The sequence below is a fragment of the Sphingomonas chlorellae genome (assembly GCF_056485145.1).
Map to the genome: position 1 here is coordinate 45111 of NZ_JBQXXM010000004.1, position 14740 is coordinate 59850.

General features: G+C 67.2%; 14 protein-coding genes. 9 read left to right on the plus strand and 5 right to left on the minus strand.

Annotated features, from left to right (window positions below; genetic code table 11):
• Positions 1-47 precede the first annotated feature (47 nt).
• The 6 genes from ACT3CF_RS11590 (at position 48) to ACT3CF_RS11615 (ending at position 6410) form a co-directional block, all read left to right on the plus strand.
• Positions 48-935 (plus strand): F0F1 ATP synthase subunit gamma, encoded by an 888-nt coding sequence (locus ACT3CF_RS11590; protein ID WP_478422915.1) that lies wholly within the window; start codon positions 48-50, stop codon positions 933-935.
• Positions 935-1600 carry a hypothetical protein gene (locus ACT3CF_RS11595; protein WP_478422917.1) on the plus strand — a complete coding sequence of 222 codons (666 nt, stop codon included), beginning with the start codon at positions 935-937 and terminating at the stop codon, positions 1598-1600. Before ACT3CF_RS11590 ends, ACT3CF_RS11595 begins: the two co-directional genes overlap by 1 nt.
• A gap of 2 nt (positions 1601-1602) precedes the next feature.
• Positions 1603-3075 (plus strand): F0F1 ATP synthase subunit beta, encoded by a 1473-nt coding sequence (gene atpD, locus ACT3CF_RS11600; protein WP_478422919.1) that lies wholly within the window; start codon positions 1603-1605, stop codon positions 3073-3075.
• A gap of 104 nt (positions 3076-3179) precedes the next feature.
• Positions 3180-3431 (plus strand): ATP synthase F1 subunit epsilon, encoded by a 252-nt coding sequence (locus ACT3CF_RS11605; RefSeq protein WP_478422921.1) that lies wholly within the window; start codon positions 3180-3182, stop codon positions 3429-3431.
• 186 nt (positions 3432-3617) lie between these two features.
• On the plus strand, positions 3618-5189 hold the full coding sequence (locus ACT3CF_RS11610; RefSeq protein ID WP_478422923.1) for a CpaF family protein: 1572 nt from the start codon (positions 3618-3620) through the stop codon (positions 5187-5189).
• 81 nt (positions 5190-5270) lie between these two features.
• The gene (locus ACT3CF_RS11615) at positions 5271-6410 is read left to right on the plus strand and encodes a retropepsin-like aspartic protease family protein (RefSeq protein ID WP_478422925.1); all 1140 of its coding nucleotides are present in this window, start codon (positions 5271-5273) and stop codon (positions 6408-6410) included.
• Between the two features lie 27 nt (positions 6411-6437).
• Here the strand turns inward: ACT3CF_RS11615 and ACT3CF_RS11620 are convergent, their stop codons facing one another.
• Together ACT3CF_RS11620 and typA are read right to left on the minus strand one after the other, a co-directional pair.
• Complete coding sequence (locus ACT3CF_RS11620) at positions 6438-6800, minus strand: carboxymuconolactone decarboxylase family protein (protein WP_478422927.1); 363 nt, start codon at positions 6798-6800, stop codon at positions 6438-6440.
• Between the two features lie 142 nt (positions 6801-6942).
• Positions 6943-8757, minus strand: coding sequence for a translational GTPase TypA (gene typA / locus ACT3CF_RS11625; RefSeq protein WP_478422929.1), 1815 nt, complete (start codon positions 8755-8757; stop codon positions 6943-6945).
• A gap of 96 nt (positions 8758-8853) precedes the next feature.
• On the opposite strand from typA, the gene ACT3CF_RS11630 reads away from it, so the two are divergent.
• The 3 genes from ACT3CF_RS11630 (at position 8854) to ACT3CF_RS11640 (ending at position 11514) form a co-directional block, all read left to right on the plus strand.
• Positions 8854-9417, plus strand: coding sequence for an NADPH-dependent FMN reductase (locus tag ACT3CF_RS11630; RefSeq protein ID WP_478422931.1), 564 nt, complete (start codon positions 8854-8856; stop codon positions 9415-9417).
• Positions 9418-9576: 159 nt separating this feature from the next.
• Positions 9577-10785, plus strand: a complete 1209-nt coding sequence (locus ACT3CF_RS11635) for a toxic anion resistance protein (protein ID WP_478422933.1) — start codon at positions 9577-9579, stop codon at positions 10783-10785.
• Positions 10786-10791: 6 nt separating this feature from the next.
• Positions 10792-11514: a hypothetical protein gene (locus ACT3CF_RS11640; RefSeq protein WP_478422935.1), complete on the plus strand. Its 723-nt coding sequence runs from the start codon at positions 10792-10794 to the stop codon at positions 11512-11514.
• Between the two features lie 12 nt (positions 11515-11526).
• On the opposite strand, the gene ACT3CF_RS11645 is transcribed toward ACT3CF_RS11640, so the two are convergent.
• The 3 genes from ACT3CF_RS11645 to ubiA form a co-directional block, all read right to left on the minus strand.
• Entirely contained in the window at positions 11527-12306 is a 780-nt protein-coding gene (locus ACT3CF_RS11645) for a 3'(2'),5'-bisphosphate nucleotidase CysQ (RefSeq protein ID WP_478422937.1), read from the minus strand.
• Positions 12299-13645, minus strand: coding sequence for a TldD/PmbA family protein (locus ACT3CF_RS11650; protein WP_478422939.1), 1347 nt, complete (start codon positions 13643-13645; stop codon positions 12299-12301). Before ACT3CF_RS11650 ends, ACT3CF_RS11645 begins: the two co-directional genes overlap by 8 nt.
• 91 nt (positions 13646-13736) lie before the next feature.
• Positions 13737-14651, minus strand: a complete 915-nt coding sequence (gene ubiA / locus ACT3CF_RS11655; protein ID WP_478422941.1) for a 4-hydroxybenzoate octaprenyltransferase — start codon at positions 14649-14651, stop codon at positions 13737-13739.
• Positions 14652-14740: the final 89 nt, after the last annotated feature.

The following is a 14740-nucleotide window of genomic DNA, read 5'->3' on the forward strand; positions in this document are numbered from 1 at the left end:
ACCCTGCCCCTCTCCCCAGCCCTCTCGGAGGGAGAAGAAGGAAGAAGATGGCTAGCCTCAAGGCCCTCAAGCTCCGCATCGGCTCGGTGAAGTCGACGCAGAAGATCACCAAGGCGATGAAGATGGTCGCCGCCGCCAAGCTGCGCCGCGCGCAGGAAGCGGCCGAGGCCGGGCGCCCCTATGCCCAGCGGCTCGAGGCGGTGGTCACGAGCCTGGCGGCAAAGGTTTCCGCCAGCGCCAGCGCGCCCAAGCTGCTGACCGGATCGGGCAAGGACGCGGTGCACCTGCTGGTGGTCGCGACGTCGGATCGCGGCCTCGCCGGCGCGTTCAACACCAACATTGCCCGCCTCGCGCGGCGTCGTGCGCTGGAGCTGAAGGCGCAGGGCAAGACCGTGAAGTTCTACACGATCGGCCGAAAGGGCCGCGCCGTGCTGGCCCGCCAGTTCCGCGACGACATCGTCCATTCCGTCGAACCGGGCGACCTGGGCAAGCTGGGCTTCGCCGAGGCGCGCGGCTATGCCGACGACCTGATCCGCCGGTTCGAGGCGGGCGAGTTCGACGTCGCGCACCTGTTCTATTCGAACTTCAAGTCGGTGCTGGTGCAGGAGCCGACCGAGCAGCAGTTGCTGCCCGTGGCGATCCCGGCCGCCGATGAGGCGGGCGTCGACGACGCGGCTTCGGCGACGGTCGAATATGAACCCGACGAGGAATCGATCCTGGCCGACCTGCTGCCGCGCAACGTCGCGATCCAGGTCTATCGTGCGATGCGCGAGAATGCCGCGTCGGAACAGGGTTCGAAGATGACCGCGATGGACAACGCCACGCGCAATGCCGGCGACCTGATCAATCGGCTGACGATCCAGTACAACCGCACGCGCCAGGCTGCGATCACCACCGAGCTGGTCGAAATCATCTCGGGGGCCGAGGCCCTTTGATGCAGCGGCCCGCCGCCCTTGCGTTCGTGCTGACCGGCCTCGCGCTTGCGGGGTGCGGGAGCCGTGCGCCGCAAGGGGCGCAGGGGCCGCTCAACGAGACGCAGGCGGCGGCGGCAGGCGTCGCGCCCGACGCCGATGTGGTGATGCGCGAGCGCTGGCAACGGATGTTCACCGACCCCGCGCGCGTCGTCGCCGCCGCCAACGAGTTCGGCTATGCCGTCGGCGGCTATAGCGGCACGGGCACTGCCTATGCCGCTAAGGGCAAGGTGCAGACGCTGCCCAGGACGCCGGGCGCCATCACGGTTCGCACCGATTTCGAGGCGAACGGGCGCAGCGCCGGCGCGATCGACACCGTGCGCTTCCGCTTCGACATCGACGAGGCGAGGGCACCGGAGTCGCAGAAGGAAGCCGACGCCCGGCGCATCCCGCAGCGCATCCTCAACGGCTTTCTGAGCCGGTTCGAGGTCGGCACCGGCGATGACATCAAGCGCGCGATCAACGAGCGGCGATCGGCGTCGGTTCTTCTGCATGGCGTCGCGATCCGCGTCGACATCCAGCCGCTCCAGGGCAGCACGGCGGCCAACAGCAACACGCTGCTGGTCTCGTTCACCCGATCCGAAGCCCCGGCTTCGCCCCAGAACGCAAATTCAACCGCAAGGAAGTGAAGATGGCAACGGCGCCTGAATTGAGCCCCCCTGTGGCCACCACGAACAATGTCGGCCGCATCGCGCAGGTGATCGGCGCGGTCGTGGACGTCACGTTCGACAACAACCTGCCCGCCATCCTCTCGGCGCTCGAGACGGACAACAACGGCAACCGTCTGGTGCTCGAAGTGGCGCAGCATCTGGGCGAGAACACCGTCCGCACGATCGCGATGGACTCGACCGAGGGCCTGACCCGCGGCCAGGCCGTGACCGACACCGGCGCGCAGATCTCGGTTCCCGTCGGCCCGAAGACGCTGGGGCGCATCCTGAACGTCGTCGGCGAACCGATCGACGAGCGCGGCCCGATCGGCACCGACCTGAAGGCGCCGATCCACGCCAAGGCTCCCGAGTTCGTCGAGCAGTCGACCGACAGCGCGATTCTCGTCACCGGCATCAAGGTGATCGACCTGCTCGCGCCGTATGCGAAGGGCGGCAAGATCGGCCTGTTCGGCGGCGCCGGCGTGGGCAAGACCGTGCTCATCCAGGAACTGATCAACAACATCGCGAAGGGCCATGGCGGCACCTCGGTGTTCGCGGGCGTGGGCGAGCGTACCCGTGAGGGCAACGACCTCTATCACGAATTCCTCGACGCCGGCGTCATCGCCAAGGATGCCGACGGCAACCCGACGAGCGAGGGATCGAAGGTCGCGCTGGTCTATGGCCAGATGAACGAGCCGCCGGGCGCCCGTGCCCGCGTCGCGCTGTCGGGCCTGACCATCGCCGAATATTTCCGCGACGTCGAAGGCCAGGACGTGCTGTTCTTCGTCGACAACATCTTCCGCTTCACCCAGGCGGGTTCGGAAGTGTCGGCGCTGCTCGGCCGTATTCCTTCGGCCGTGGGCTATCAGCCGACGCTGTCGACCGACATGGGCGCGCTGCAGGAGCGCATCACCTCGACGACCAAGGGTTCGATCACCTCGGTCCAGGCGATCTACGTTCCCGCCGACGACCTTACCGACCCGGCGCCAGCCACGTCGTTCGCCCACCTCGACGCGACGACCGTGCTTTCGCGCGCGATTTCGGAACTCGGCATCTACCCGGCGGTCGATCCGCTCGATTCGACCAGCCGCGTGCTCGAGCCGCGCGTCGTCGGCCAGGAGCATTACGAGACTGCCCGTGCGGTCCAGTCGATCCTGCAGAAGTACAAGTCGCTGCAGGACATCATCGCCATCCTGGGCATGGACGAGCTGTCGGAAGAGGACAAGCTGACCGTCAGCCGCGCACGCAAGATCCAGCGCTTCCTGTCGCAGCCGTTCCACGTCGCCGAGGTGTTCACCGGCATCCCGGGCAAGTTCGTCCAGCTGGAAGACACCATCAAGTCGTTCAAGGCGGTGGTGAACGGCGAATATGACCACCTCCCCGAAGCGGCCTTCTACATGGTCGGCGGCATCGACGAGGCCGTCGAAAAGGCCAAGAAGCTGGCCGGCGAGGCCTGAGCCCATTCCCGGTCCCCTTTCCCTGGTGGAAGGGGGACCGGCAGCCAGGCGGCGACCACGCCGAATGATCCCCGCAGACCGGCGGGGAATTTAGGAAGAAGAAGATGCTGCACTTCGAACTCGTCACCCCCGAAAAGCTCGTCCGTTCCGAGGACGTGCACATGGTCGTCGTTCCCGGCACCGAGGGCGACTTCGGCGTGCTCGAGGGCCATGCGCCCTTCATGTCCACCGTCCGTGACGGCAATATCGAGGTCTACAAGACGGGCAACGCGACCCCGGAGATCATCCGCGTCGAAGGCGGCTTCGCCGAGGTCAACGCGCAGGGCCTGACCGTGCTGGCCGAACGCGCCGAATAATCCCGGCGAGCGCTGCTGCCGCGCTCGCTCGATTGCATGATTCGCGTCCGTTGACGTCCCGGAAGCTGCTTCCGGGGCGTTTTTCGTTGTCCGCCGCGCGCACCCGCGCCGCAACGGAACGGGCGAATTAGCCAATTCTCAAGCCTTCACCGCTACGCTCAAGCGCACTCGGAGAAGCAAGACGATATGAGCGCATTCGGACGACGCAGCGGCATGGGAAGCGCGACCGGGGGCCGTCCCGCCTTCGGCGTGGCGCGCCCGATGCAGGGCCCGATGCCGGGCGTCCGCCAGCCCGATCCGATCCCGATGGGCGGCGACCAGTTCCCCCCGATTTCGAGCGTTCCGCTGCCGGGCGGCGGCGGCCTGGCGGGACCCGTTTCCATCATGGAGCCACGCGACCCCGGCGGTCCGAGCGTCGCCAGCAGCGACGCGATGCAGCGGCTGGCCGAACGCCAGGCGGCACCGGCCGAACTGAGCGGCGCGCGCAACGAGGGTTTCGAAGCGTCGATCCACCGCATCAAGGAACAGGTGCTGCCCCGCCTGCTCGAGCGCGTCGATCCCGAAGCCGCCGCGACGCTGAGCAAGGACGAACTTGCCGAGGAATTCCGTCCGATCATCGGCGAAGTGCTCGCCGAACTGAAGCTGACGCTCAACCGGCGCGAGCAGTTCGCGCTCGAAAAGGTGCTGGTCGACGAACTGCTCGGGCTCGGGCCGCTCGAGGAGTTGCTCGCCGACGCGACGATCACCGACATCATGGTCAACGGTCCCGAGCAAACCTATGTCGAGCGCAAGGGCAAGCTGGAACTGGCCAACATCCAGTTCCGCGACGAGGAACATCTGTTCCAGATCGCCCAGCGCATCTGCAACTCGGTCGGCCGTCGCGTCGACCAGACGACGCCGCTTGCCGACGCCCGCCTCAAGGACGGCAGCCGCGTCAACGTGATCGTGCCCCCGCTTTCGCTGCGCGGCACCGCCATCTCGATTCGTAAATTCTCGGCCAAGCCGATCACGCTCGACATGATGGCGCAGGGCGGATCGATGAGCCAGAAAATGGCGACCGCACTCAAGATCGCAGGCGCCAGCCGGTTCAACGTCGTGATCTCCGGCGGTACCGGCTCGGGCAAGACGACGATGCTCAACGCGCTGTCGAAGCTGATCGACCCGGGCGAGCGCGTCATCACGATCGAGGACGCGGCCGAATTGCGACTGCAGCAGCCGCACTGGCTGCCGCTCGAAACGCGTCCGCCCAACCTCGAGGGACAGGGCGAGATCACGATTCGCGATCTGGTGAAGAACGCGCTGCGTATGCGCCCCGACCGCATCATCCTAGGCGAAATCCGCGGCTCCGAATGTTTCGACATGCTCGCCGCCATGAACACGGGCCATGACGGCTCGATGTGCACGCTCCACTCGAACAGCCCGCGCGAGGCGCTGGCGCGTATGGAGAACATGGTGATGATGTCCGACATCAAGGTGCCGAAGGAGGCGATCAGCCGTCAGATCGCCGATTCGGTCGACCTCATCATCCAGGTGAAGCGCCTGCGCGACGGTTCGCGTCGCGTGACCAACGTGACCGAGGTGATCGGCATGGAAGGGCCGGTGATCGTCACGCAGGAGCTGTTCAAGTTCGAATATCTGGACGAGACCGCCGACGGAAAGATCGTGGGCGAATACCGGTCGATGGGCCTTCGCCCCTATACGCTCGAAAAGGCAAAGCAGTTCGGATTCGACCAGGCGTTGCTCGAAGCCTGTCTCTGATGGCTTGGGCGCGTGCGGAGGCCGGCGCAGCGCGCTAGAGGTTGTCGCGTGCTTGCCCGGCCCCTGCCCCTTCTGGCGGCATTGACCGCTGTCGCGTTCGCGGCGCCTCTGACCGCGGGCCACGCCGCTCCGTCGACGCAGGACCGCTTTGCCCCGGATCCCGACAATCCGTGGATTGCGTTCGCGCGCACGCCCTTTGGGCAAATCCGGCTGATGGTGACGCTGAACGGCGTCGCGGCCCGCGCGATCGTCGACACCGGTCTCAGCCACACGATCATCACCCCGGCTTTGGCGGCACGTGCTGGGGTGAAGGCGCTTCGGCACGAAGGCGAAAGACGAGGGATCGCGATCGGCGGCGACGTGCCGATCGTTTGGGCTGCCGCCGAACGGCTCACTGTCGGCGGGCTCACGCGGACCGGTGGCACGATCGGCATCACACCCGCCGCCGCCGACGCGCGCCTTGCCACGGACATGCTGTTGGGCGCCGATGTGCTGAGCGCCGCCGCGATCGAGATCGACTTCGACACAGCGCGGCTGCGGCTGATGCCGAGCGGTCGGAGGCCGTTTGCGGGAACCAGCATCACGATCCGGCGCGCCGGAGAGCGGTGGCTGACGGAGGCGAGGGTCGCGGATCGACGCGTGCGCCCGGTTCTGATCGACACGGGCGACGGTGGTGCATTGACCCTGACCGAGCGCGCCTGGGCCGCCGCGGGACTGGCGCCAGCTCCAACGACGACGATCGGCTGGGGACTGGGCGGCGAACAGACGAGCGGGCTTGCCGTGGCGCACGTCCGCCTAGGCGACCTGCCCGCCGCCGAAGCGGAAATACGGGTGGATCCGCCCTCCCCATTCTGGGCGCGGACAGGGGCCGCCGGCCGGATCGGCACCGCGTTGCTCGATCGCTACCATGTGCTGATCGATGCACAGGCGGGCCGCCTGGTGCTCGCGCCTGGCAGGCGGGCCGCCGCGCCCGCGCCGCGATCGACGAGCGGGCTGATCATGGCATCCGAGGCGGGTGCGCTGCGGATCGTGCATGTGATGCGGGGCTCGCCCGCGGCACAAAGCGGGTTGCGCGCCGGGGAGCGCATCTGCGCGATCGACGGCACGGCCCCCGATCCCGCAACGCTGCCCCGCTGGACCGCCGGGGCGCCGGGAACACGTGTCCGCCTGACGTCATGCGCCGGGCGTGACGTCGTGCTGACGCTCGCGCGCTTCTACTGATTACGCCGGCCCGCTCCGCGGGTGCGATCAGGCCTGAGTCTCGGTCGGCGGGCCGGCGAACTGGTCATAGGCGCGCAGCGCGTCGGCGGCGTACATCAGCGCAGGACCACCGCCCATATAGACGCACATCGCCATCACCTCGGCCACTTCGGCGCGCGTCGCGCCCATCTTGACGAGCGCCTTGGTGTGGAAGCCGATGCAGCCGTCGCAACGCTGCGTCACGCCGATCGCCAGCGCGATCAACTCCTTGGTGCGGGCGTCGACCGCCCCCTCGGCACCCGCAGCCTTGGCGAGCGCATAGAAGCCCTGCATCGCGTCGGGCGTCAGCTTGCGCAGTTCGGCAGTATAGGCGCCGATGTCCTGCGTGAGCGCCTGATAATCCTTGGCCATGGTGTCTCCGTTGTGTCCGTTGCGGCGACCAGCCTGGCAGACGCCCGCCGCGGAGCAATGCGAAATCCTACGGAACAACGCTGCCCCCGAACGAAAAAGGGGCCGGCAGTGCCGACCCCTTCCCTGTCCGTTCTCTGTCCGATCAGGCCGCGTTGGCGCGGCTTGCGCGCTTGCGCTCGTGCGGATCGAGATGGCGCTTGCGGAGCCGGATCGACTTCGGCGTCACCTCGACGAGTTCGTCGTCGTCGATATAGGCGATCGCCTGTTCGAGCGTCATCTTGCGCGGGGGAGTCAGGCGAATGCCCTCGTCCTTGCCCGAGGCGCGGAAGTTGGTGAGCTGCTTCGACTTCATCGGATTGACCTCGAGGTCATCCGTCTTGGCATTCTCGCCGATGATCATGCCCTCGTAGATCGGGTCGCCGGGCGACACGAAGAGCACGCCGCGCTCCTCAAGCGCGTTGAGCGCGTAGGCGACGGCCTCGCCGGTGCCGTTCGAGATCAGCACGCCGTTCTTGCGGCCCTCGATCGCGCCCTTGTACGGTCCGTACTTCTCGAACAGCCGGTTCATGATGCCGGTGCCGCGCGTGTCCGACAGAAACTCGCCATGATAGCCGATCAGGCCGCGCGACGGCGCCGAGAAGGTGATGCGGGTCTTCCCGCCACCGCTCGGACGCATGTCGGTCATCTCGGCCTTGCGCTGGTTCATCTTGTCGACGACCGTGCCCGAAAATTCCTCGTCCACGTCGATCACGACGGTTTCATACGGCTCCTCGCGGCCGTTCTCGCCTTCGCGGAACAGCACGCGCGGACGGCTGATGCCGAGCTCGAAGCCTTCGCGGCGCATCGTCTCGATCAGCACGCCGAGCTGAAGCTCGCCGCGGCCGGCGACTTCGAAGCTGTCCTTGTCCTCGCTCTCGGTGACGCGGATCGCGACATTCGATTCGGCTTCGCGGAACAGGCGGTCGCGGATCATGCGGCTCGTGACCTTGCTGCCTTCGCGGCCGGCCATCGGCGAGTCGTTGACGGCGAAGCGCATCGACAGCGTCGGCGGGTCGATCGGCTGCGCCTTGATCGGCGCGCTGACCGACGTGTCGGCAATGGTGTTCGCCACGGTCGCGACGGTGAGGCCAGCAAGGCTGATGATGTCGCCCGCCTGCGCCTCTTCGACCGGAACGCGCTCCAGCCCGCGGAACGCCATGATCTTGGTCGCGCGGCCCGTCTCGATGATGTTGCCGTCAGCGTCGAGCGCGTGGATCGGCTGGTTCATCTTGACCGTGCCCTGTTCAACACGCCCCGTAAGGATGCGGCCGAGGAAGTTGTCGCGATCGAGCAGCGTGACGAGGAACTTGAACTCCGCGTCCGGGTCGACCTGGGGCGGCGGGACATGGCCGACGATCTTTTCGAACAGCGGGCGCAGCGTTCCCTCGCGTGCTTCGGGATCGTCGCTGGCATAGCCGTTGCGGCCCGAAGCGTAGAGGACGGGGAAATCGAGCTGCTCATCGTTGGCGTCGAGGCTGACGAACAGGTCGAACACCTCGTCGAGGACTTCCTGGATCCGCGCGTCCGAACGGTCGATCTTATTGACGACGACGATCGGCTTTAGGCCGAGCGCCAGCGCCTTGCCGGTGACGAACTTGGTCTGCGGCATCGCGCCTTCCGAGCTGTCGACCAGCAGGATCACGCCGTCGACCATGCTGAGGATGCGCTCCACCTCGCCGCCGAAGTCGGCGTGGCCGGGCGTGTCGACGATGTTGATGCGCGTGCCTTCCCATTCGACGCTGGTGCACTTCGCCAGAATGGTGATGCCGCGCTCCTTCTCCAGATCGTTGGAGTCCATCGCGCGTTCTTCCACGCGCTGGTTGTCGCGGAAGGTGCCGGACTGGCGGAAGAGCTGGTCGACGAGCGTGGTCTTGCCGTGGTCGACGTGTGCGATGATCGCCACGTTGCGGAGGTTCATGCGATATCCTGAAGTTTCGCTGGAGCGCGGGTTCGCGGCGCCCTTAGCCTAGTTTATCGTTTCCGGGAAGGGTGGGGCAGAAATCGGGAGAAGCAGATGACGACGCCGTTGAAGATCTTGGTCATCCTGGGCAGCGTCCGCGAGGGGCGCATGGCCGAACCGGTGGGTCGCTGGGTGATCGAACAGGCCGCCGGGCGCGAAGAACTGGCGCTGGAGCTGGTCGACCTCAAGCAATGGGCGCTGCCCTTCTATGCCTTTGCCGACGCGCCCGCGAAGGGCAATTACCACGATCCGCTCCAGCAGCGCTGGGCCGAACAGGTCGCGTCGGCCGACGGCTACATCCTGATCGCACCCGAATATAATCACGCGCCTCCGGCGGTGCTCAAGAACGCGCTCGACTTCGTTTATGCCGAATGGAACCGCAAACCGGTCACTTTTGTCGGCTATGGCGGCAATGGCGGCGCCCGGTCGATCGAACAGCTGACCTGCATCGCGCGCGAACTGCAGATGGCGCCGCTCGAGGCCTCGGTTCATATCATGGGCGTATGGAGCAAGGTGAATGACGGGCGCTTCACCGGCGACGACAAGGACGTGCGGTGGACGGCGCACCTGCTCGACGAACTGACGTGGTGGGGCCGGGCACTCAGGGCGGCACGCTGAACGCGCAGCAATGCTTGGCAGGAGGCGCTTGTGTCCTATATGAACAAGACACCGCATCGTTCAGCGCCGGAGACGACGCCGATATTTGCGCGATGCGGTGCTTGAACACGCGACGCCGAGGCCGCAATCTGGGACCGAAGCAACACGATGGAGTACGGGATGGCGACTGGAGCTGATAGCGTGACGGCCGAAAAGGACCTGGTCCTGACGCCGCCCGATCCGGTGCCGACGGTCGCCCCCGAAAAAGCCGCCGGACTGGTGCCGGTGGACGACGGCAAGAAGAGCGAGCTTGAAAAGCGCGTCGACGCGTTCATTGCCGATCTGGTGGCGCAGGACGTGAATTCGCCCGAATTCGGCAAGCGCGTCGATGCTATCGCGGCGATGGGCCAGAAGGAGATTCGCGACGCGGCCAGCCAGTCCAACCGCTTCCTCGATCGGCCGGTAAAGGCGATGGACGGCGAATCGGGCGTGGGCACCGACCTGATCGCCCTGCGCCGCCAGGTGGAAGACCTGGACCCCAGCAAGAACGGCAAGCTGATCGGCGGCAAGGGCGGTTTCCTCGACCGCATCTTCGGCTCGGGCGGTTTCAAGAAATATTTCCAGAAATACCAGTCGTCGCAGACGCACATCAACGCGATCCTGAAGAGCCTGGCCAACGGCAAGGACGAGCTGTTGATGGACAACGCCGCGATCGACACCGAGCGCGCGAACCTGTGGGCGGCGATGGGCCGGCTCGAACAGATGATCTATCTGTCGAAGGCGATGGACGCCCGGCTGGAGGACAAGGCAAACGAGCTCGATCACACCGACCCCGCCAAGGCCAAGACGATCCGCGAGACCGCGCTCTTCTATACGCGGCAGCGCACACAGGACCTGCTGACCCAGATGGCGGTGACAGTGCAGGGCTATCTCGCGCTCGATCTGGTCAAGAAGAACAATGTCGAGCTGATCAAGGGGGTCGATCGCGCGTCGACCACGACCGTTTCGGCGCTGCGCACCGCAGTGACGGTGGCACAGGCGCTCACCAACCAGAAGCTGGTGCTCGACCAGATCACCGCGCTCAACACCACCACCGCGGGGCTGATCGATTCGACGAGCCAGTTGCTCAAGAGCCAGTCGGCGGCGATCCACGAACAGGCCGCCAGCTCGACCATTCCGGTCGAAACGCTCCAGCGCGCCTTCCAGAACATCTATGACACGATGGACGCGATCGACAGCTTCAAGCTGAAGGCGCTCGATTCGATGAAGGTGACCGTGACCACATTGTCGAACGAGGTCGAGAAGTCGAAGGGCTATATCGCGCGTGCCGAGGGCGCGACGCAGAACCAGGGCAGCGGTGCGGCCCCCTTCAAGCTGGAGGCGTTGTAAGCCGCCATGCCGACCGACGTCGATCGCCAGCTTGCCCATGCCGAAGCGCTGCTCGAGCGCACGCGTGCGCGTACCGGCGCCGGGCCGGACGCACAGCGCGCACGCCGGCGGCGCGAGGCGGAAATCCTGCGGCGGCTGGGACGAATCGCGGCAGCCGACGGCGCCATCATCGTGGCGGCGATCGTCGCCGGACTGATGCTTCCCAACGGCATCGGCATGATGGGCGCAATGGCCGTGATGCTGGCGCTGATCGCGGCCACCGTGATCTTCGCGATGTTCCCCGTTCAGGCGGCGCCGCGCGTCGAGCAGTTGGCACAGGTCCCGCTGAAGGCGCTGCCCCGCACGACCGAGGCCTGGCTGGACGCGCAACGCCCTGCACTGCCCGCGCCCGTGCGGGGGCTGGTCGATTCGATCGGCGTGAAGCTCGACGTGCTTGCGCCGCAGCTGGCGGCGCTGGACGAGAACAGCGGAGCCGCGCTGGAAGTGCGCAAGCTGGTGGGCGAGCAGCTTCCCGAACTGATCAAGGGCTATGCCCGCGTTCCCGAGCCGCTGCGTCGGGTCGAACGCAATGGACTGACCCCCGACCAGCAGCTCGCGCAGGGATTGCAGGTGATCGACAGCGAGATCGCACAGATGTCAGCGCAACTGGCGCAGGGTGATCTCGATCAGTTGGCGACGCGCGGCCGCTACCTCCAGATCCGCTATCGCGGCGACGACGAAGGCGCCTGAACCGGCGCGAAATCAGCCCCGGGCCATCGCCGTACGGGCGCGATCGTTCAGCCGCGCGACCGCCTGGGCGTGAATGCCGGGCGCAGCGGCGAGTACGCCGAATGCCTGGGCGCGGGGCGTATTGAAGGCGAGCGCGCCTCCCAGCACGTCGGTAACGATCGCCCCTGCCTCGCTGGCAAGCAGCGCGGCGGCGGCGATATCCCATTCGTTGCCCCAGCGCATCGTCGCGATCAGATCGGCCTCGCCCGCAGCGACCATCGCCATGCGCAGCGCGATCGAGTTGGGCTTGGCCACCGTGACGAAATCACTCTCGGCACGCGACAGGTGGTCCGCCGGCATCCGCGCACCGGCGAGTTGCACGCGACCGGAGGCAGCGAGCGGCTGGCCGTTCCGCAAAGCCCCGCGCCCGGCCTCCGCATGCCAGATTTCCTTGCGGGCCGGCGCGTCGAGCACCCCGATGACCGGACGACCGGCATCGACCAGCGCGATCGAGACGGCCCAACCGTTTCGCCCCCGCAGATAGTCGCGCGTGCCGTCGATCGGATCGACCACCCAGACGCGCCGCGCCTGAAGCCTGGCGGGATTGTCCGCCGTCTCTTCCGACAGCCAACCGGCGTCGGGGAGCAGCGCGGTCAGCCGCTCGCGGAGCAGCCGGTCGAGCGCGAGATCGACCGCGCAGACGGGATTGCCGGGCGATTTCTCCCAACGGCGAAAGTCGGTCTGCCACATCGCCATCGCCAGCTTTCCGGCCTCTGCGGCAATTGCGGCGACGGCGGGGGCAAGATCATTCACCAGCGACGGTCATTCCATCGATACGAAGTGTGGGGGCGTTGATGCCATAACGGAATTCTAGATCGTTCGCGGGGGTAAGGGCGCGAAACATGTCGCGCAAATTGCCCGCTATGGTGATTTCCGAAACCGGACGGGTGATCTCGCCCCCTTCGATCAGGAACCCTGCCGCACCGCGGCTGTAGTCGCCGGTGACGCCGTTCACGCCCTGACCGATCAATTCGGTGACGAGAATGCCGCGCTCAATCTCGCCCACCAGCGTTTCCGCCGGCACATTGCCCGCCGCCATGTAGAGGTTGCTGGGCGCAACGCCGGGCGCGCCGTTGACGCCGCGGGCGGCATGGCCGGTAGGTTCCAGCCCGAGCTGACGTGCCGAAGCACTGTCGAGCAGCCAATGCTGGAGCCGGCCGCCATCGACCAGAGCGACCGGCTGGACGGGCAAACCCTCGCCGTCAAACGGCCGCGAGCGCAGCCCGCGCGGACGATGCGGATCGTCATGAATCGAGATGCCCGGCGCGAACACCGCCTCGCCCAGCTGGTCGAGCAGGAAGCTCGTCTTGCGGGTGATCGAACTGCCGCTGATCGCTGCGATGAAATGGCCGAGCAGGCTCGCCGAGACGCGACGATCGAACACCACCGGCATCGCGCCGCTGGCCAGCTTTTGCGGGTTGAGCCGCGCCACGGCGCGCTCGCCCGCCTCGCGGCCGACCTTTTCGGGGGATTCGAGCTGCGCCGCATAGCGGGCGCTATGCCATGCATGGTCGCGCTCCATGGCGCCCCCCTCGCCCGCCAGCACGCTTGCCGAAACGCTGTGGTGCGACTGTGAATAGGCCCCGACAAAGCCGTGGCTGGTCGCCAGTGCGATCAGGCCGCGCGTGGCGCCCGCCGCGCCGCCTTCGCTGTTGGTCACGCCCGGCACGGCGCGCGCCGCCGCCTCCGCCGCCAGCGCGCGGGCACGCAGCGTCTGAGGATCGACCTCCGCACCATCGTCCAGATCGAGCTTGGGCGGCGCTCCGTGGAGCAGCCGGTCCTGCGGCGCGAGCCCTGCCCAGCGATCCTCGGGTGCCTCGCGCGCCATCGCCACCGCGCGTTCGACCAGCGCATCGAAGGCAGCACTGCTGAGGTCGGAACTGGAGACGCTTGCCGATCGATTGCCGACGAACACGCGCAGCCCCAGCTCCTCGCTTTCGGAACGCTCGACATCCTCGAGCGCGCCCATTCGGACCGAGACGGAGACGGAGCGATCGGCGGCAAAGACCGCATCGGCGGCATCAGCGCCAGCGGCGCGCGCGCGCGCCACGATGTCTTCGACGCGGGCGCAGGCTTGTTCGGTGGTCAGCATGGTGCCGACTTAGGCGTGCCCGGCCCCGCGCGAAAGAGGCGACGCGCATTCGATCCAGCCGATCGCGCCACGCCCCGGCGCATGGCGTGCCCTAAAGCGTCTGGCCCACCACGAAACAGGCCGCGAACATCAGCAGCCCGGCATCGCGGTTCGCGCGAAAGCGCCGGAGCGCGCCGGGTCCGTCGCCAAGGCGCAACGTTGCGACCTGCCACCCCAGATGCCCCGCCATCGGCAGCAAGGCGACGAGGACGAGCGGATCGGCACGCAGGCTCCAGAAGGCTGCGCCCCAGAGCGCCACCGCCCCGGCATAGAGCAGCGAGACCCCCGGGCGGACATGGCGCCCCAGCGCGCGCGCCGAAGAACGGACCCCGACCAGTGCGTCGTCCTCGACATCCTGGATCGCGTAAATCGTGTCATAGCCGACGACCCACAGGATCGCGCCGGCATAGAGAAGCAGCCCCGTCAGCCAGCCGCCATCCGCCGTTTCCGCCCAGCCGACCGGAGCGGCCCAGGCAAAGACCAATCCGAGCCACGCTTGCGGCCACCAGGTGATCCGCTTCATGAAGGGATAGGCTGCGACGAGCCCGAGGCTGGCAAGCGCGACGATCTGTGCCGTGGCATGAAGCTGAAGCAGCACGACGAGGCCGATCGCGCAGAGGACGAGCAACCAGGCCCATGCCGCCTTGAGCGACACCGCGCCGCTCGCCAGCGGGCGCCCGGCGGTGCGGGCCACCTGTCGATCGAGGTCGCGGTCGACAATGTCGTTGTAGACGCAGCCTGCGCCGCGCATCGCGATGCTGCCGAGCAGGAACCAGAGCAGCAGATCCCAACGGACAACCGCCTTGCCGGCGAGCGCGATCGCCCAGGCACCCGGCCAGAACAACAGCCACCAGCCGATCGGTCGATCGAACCGCCCGAGCAACGCGTAGGGGCGCGCACGCGCCGGCAGCAGGCGCATCAGCCCGCGATATTCGGTGTCGGGAAGCGCTTGGGAAAGATCGGCCATGACGAGCGGCCTTCCGACGCCGCGCGGCAAAGATCAAGCGCGGGTTTCGCACGCCAGGCCCCGCTTCCCCCCGCGGCACCGTGCGGCTA

Bases quoted from the DNA above. Each gene is read 5' to 3' on its own strand.
- ACT3CF_RS11595 (WP_478422917.1), top strand. From the start codon at position 935: ATGCAGCGGCCCGCCGCCCTTGCGTTCGTGCTGACCGGCCTCGCGCTT.
- ACT3CF_RS11590 (WP_478422915.1), top strand. From the start codon at position 48: ATGGCTAGCCTCAAGGCCCTCAAGCTCCGCATCGGCTCGGTGAAGTCG.
- ACT3CF_RS11605 (WP_478422921.1), top strand. From the start codon at position 3,180: ATGCTGCACTTCGAACTCGTCACCCCCGAAAAGCTCGTCCGTTCCGAG.
- ACT3CF_RS11610 (WP_478422923.1), top strand. From the start codon at position 3,618: ATGAGCGCATTCGGACGACGCAGCGGCATGGGAAGCGCGACCGGGGGC.
- typA (WP_478422929.1), bottom strand. From the start codon at position 8,757: ATGAACCTCCGCAACGTGGCGATCATCGCACACGTCGACCACGGCAAG.
- atpD (WP_478422919.1), top strand. From the start codon at position 1,603: ATGGCAACGGCGCCTGAATTGAGCCCCCCTGTGGCCACCACGAACAAT.
- ACT3CF_RS11640 (WP_478422935.1), top strand. From the start codon at position 10,792: ATGCCGACCGACGTCGATCGCCAGCTTGCCCATGCCGAAGCGCTGCTC.
- ubiA (WP_478422941.1), bottom strand. From the start codon at position 14,651: ATGGCCGATCTTTCCCAAGCGCTTCCCGACACCGAATATCGCGGGCTG.
- ACT3CF_RS11630 (WP_478422931.1), top strand. From the start codon at position 8,854: ATGACGACGCCGTTGAAGATCTTGGTCATCCTGGGCAGCGTCCGCGAG.
- ACT3CF_RS11620 (WP_478422927.1), bottom strand. From the start codon at position 6,800: ATGGCCAAGGATTATCAGGCGCTCACGCAGGACATCGGCGCCTATACT.
- ACT3CF_RS11635 (WP_478422933.1), top strand. From the start codon at position 9,577: ATGGCGACTGGAGCTGATAGCGTGACGGCCGAAAAGGACCTGGTCCTG.
- ACT3CF_RS11650 (WP_478422939.1), bottom strand. From the start codon at position 13,645: ATGCTGACCACCGAACAAGCCTGCGCCCGCGTCGAAGACATCGTGGCG.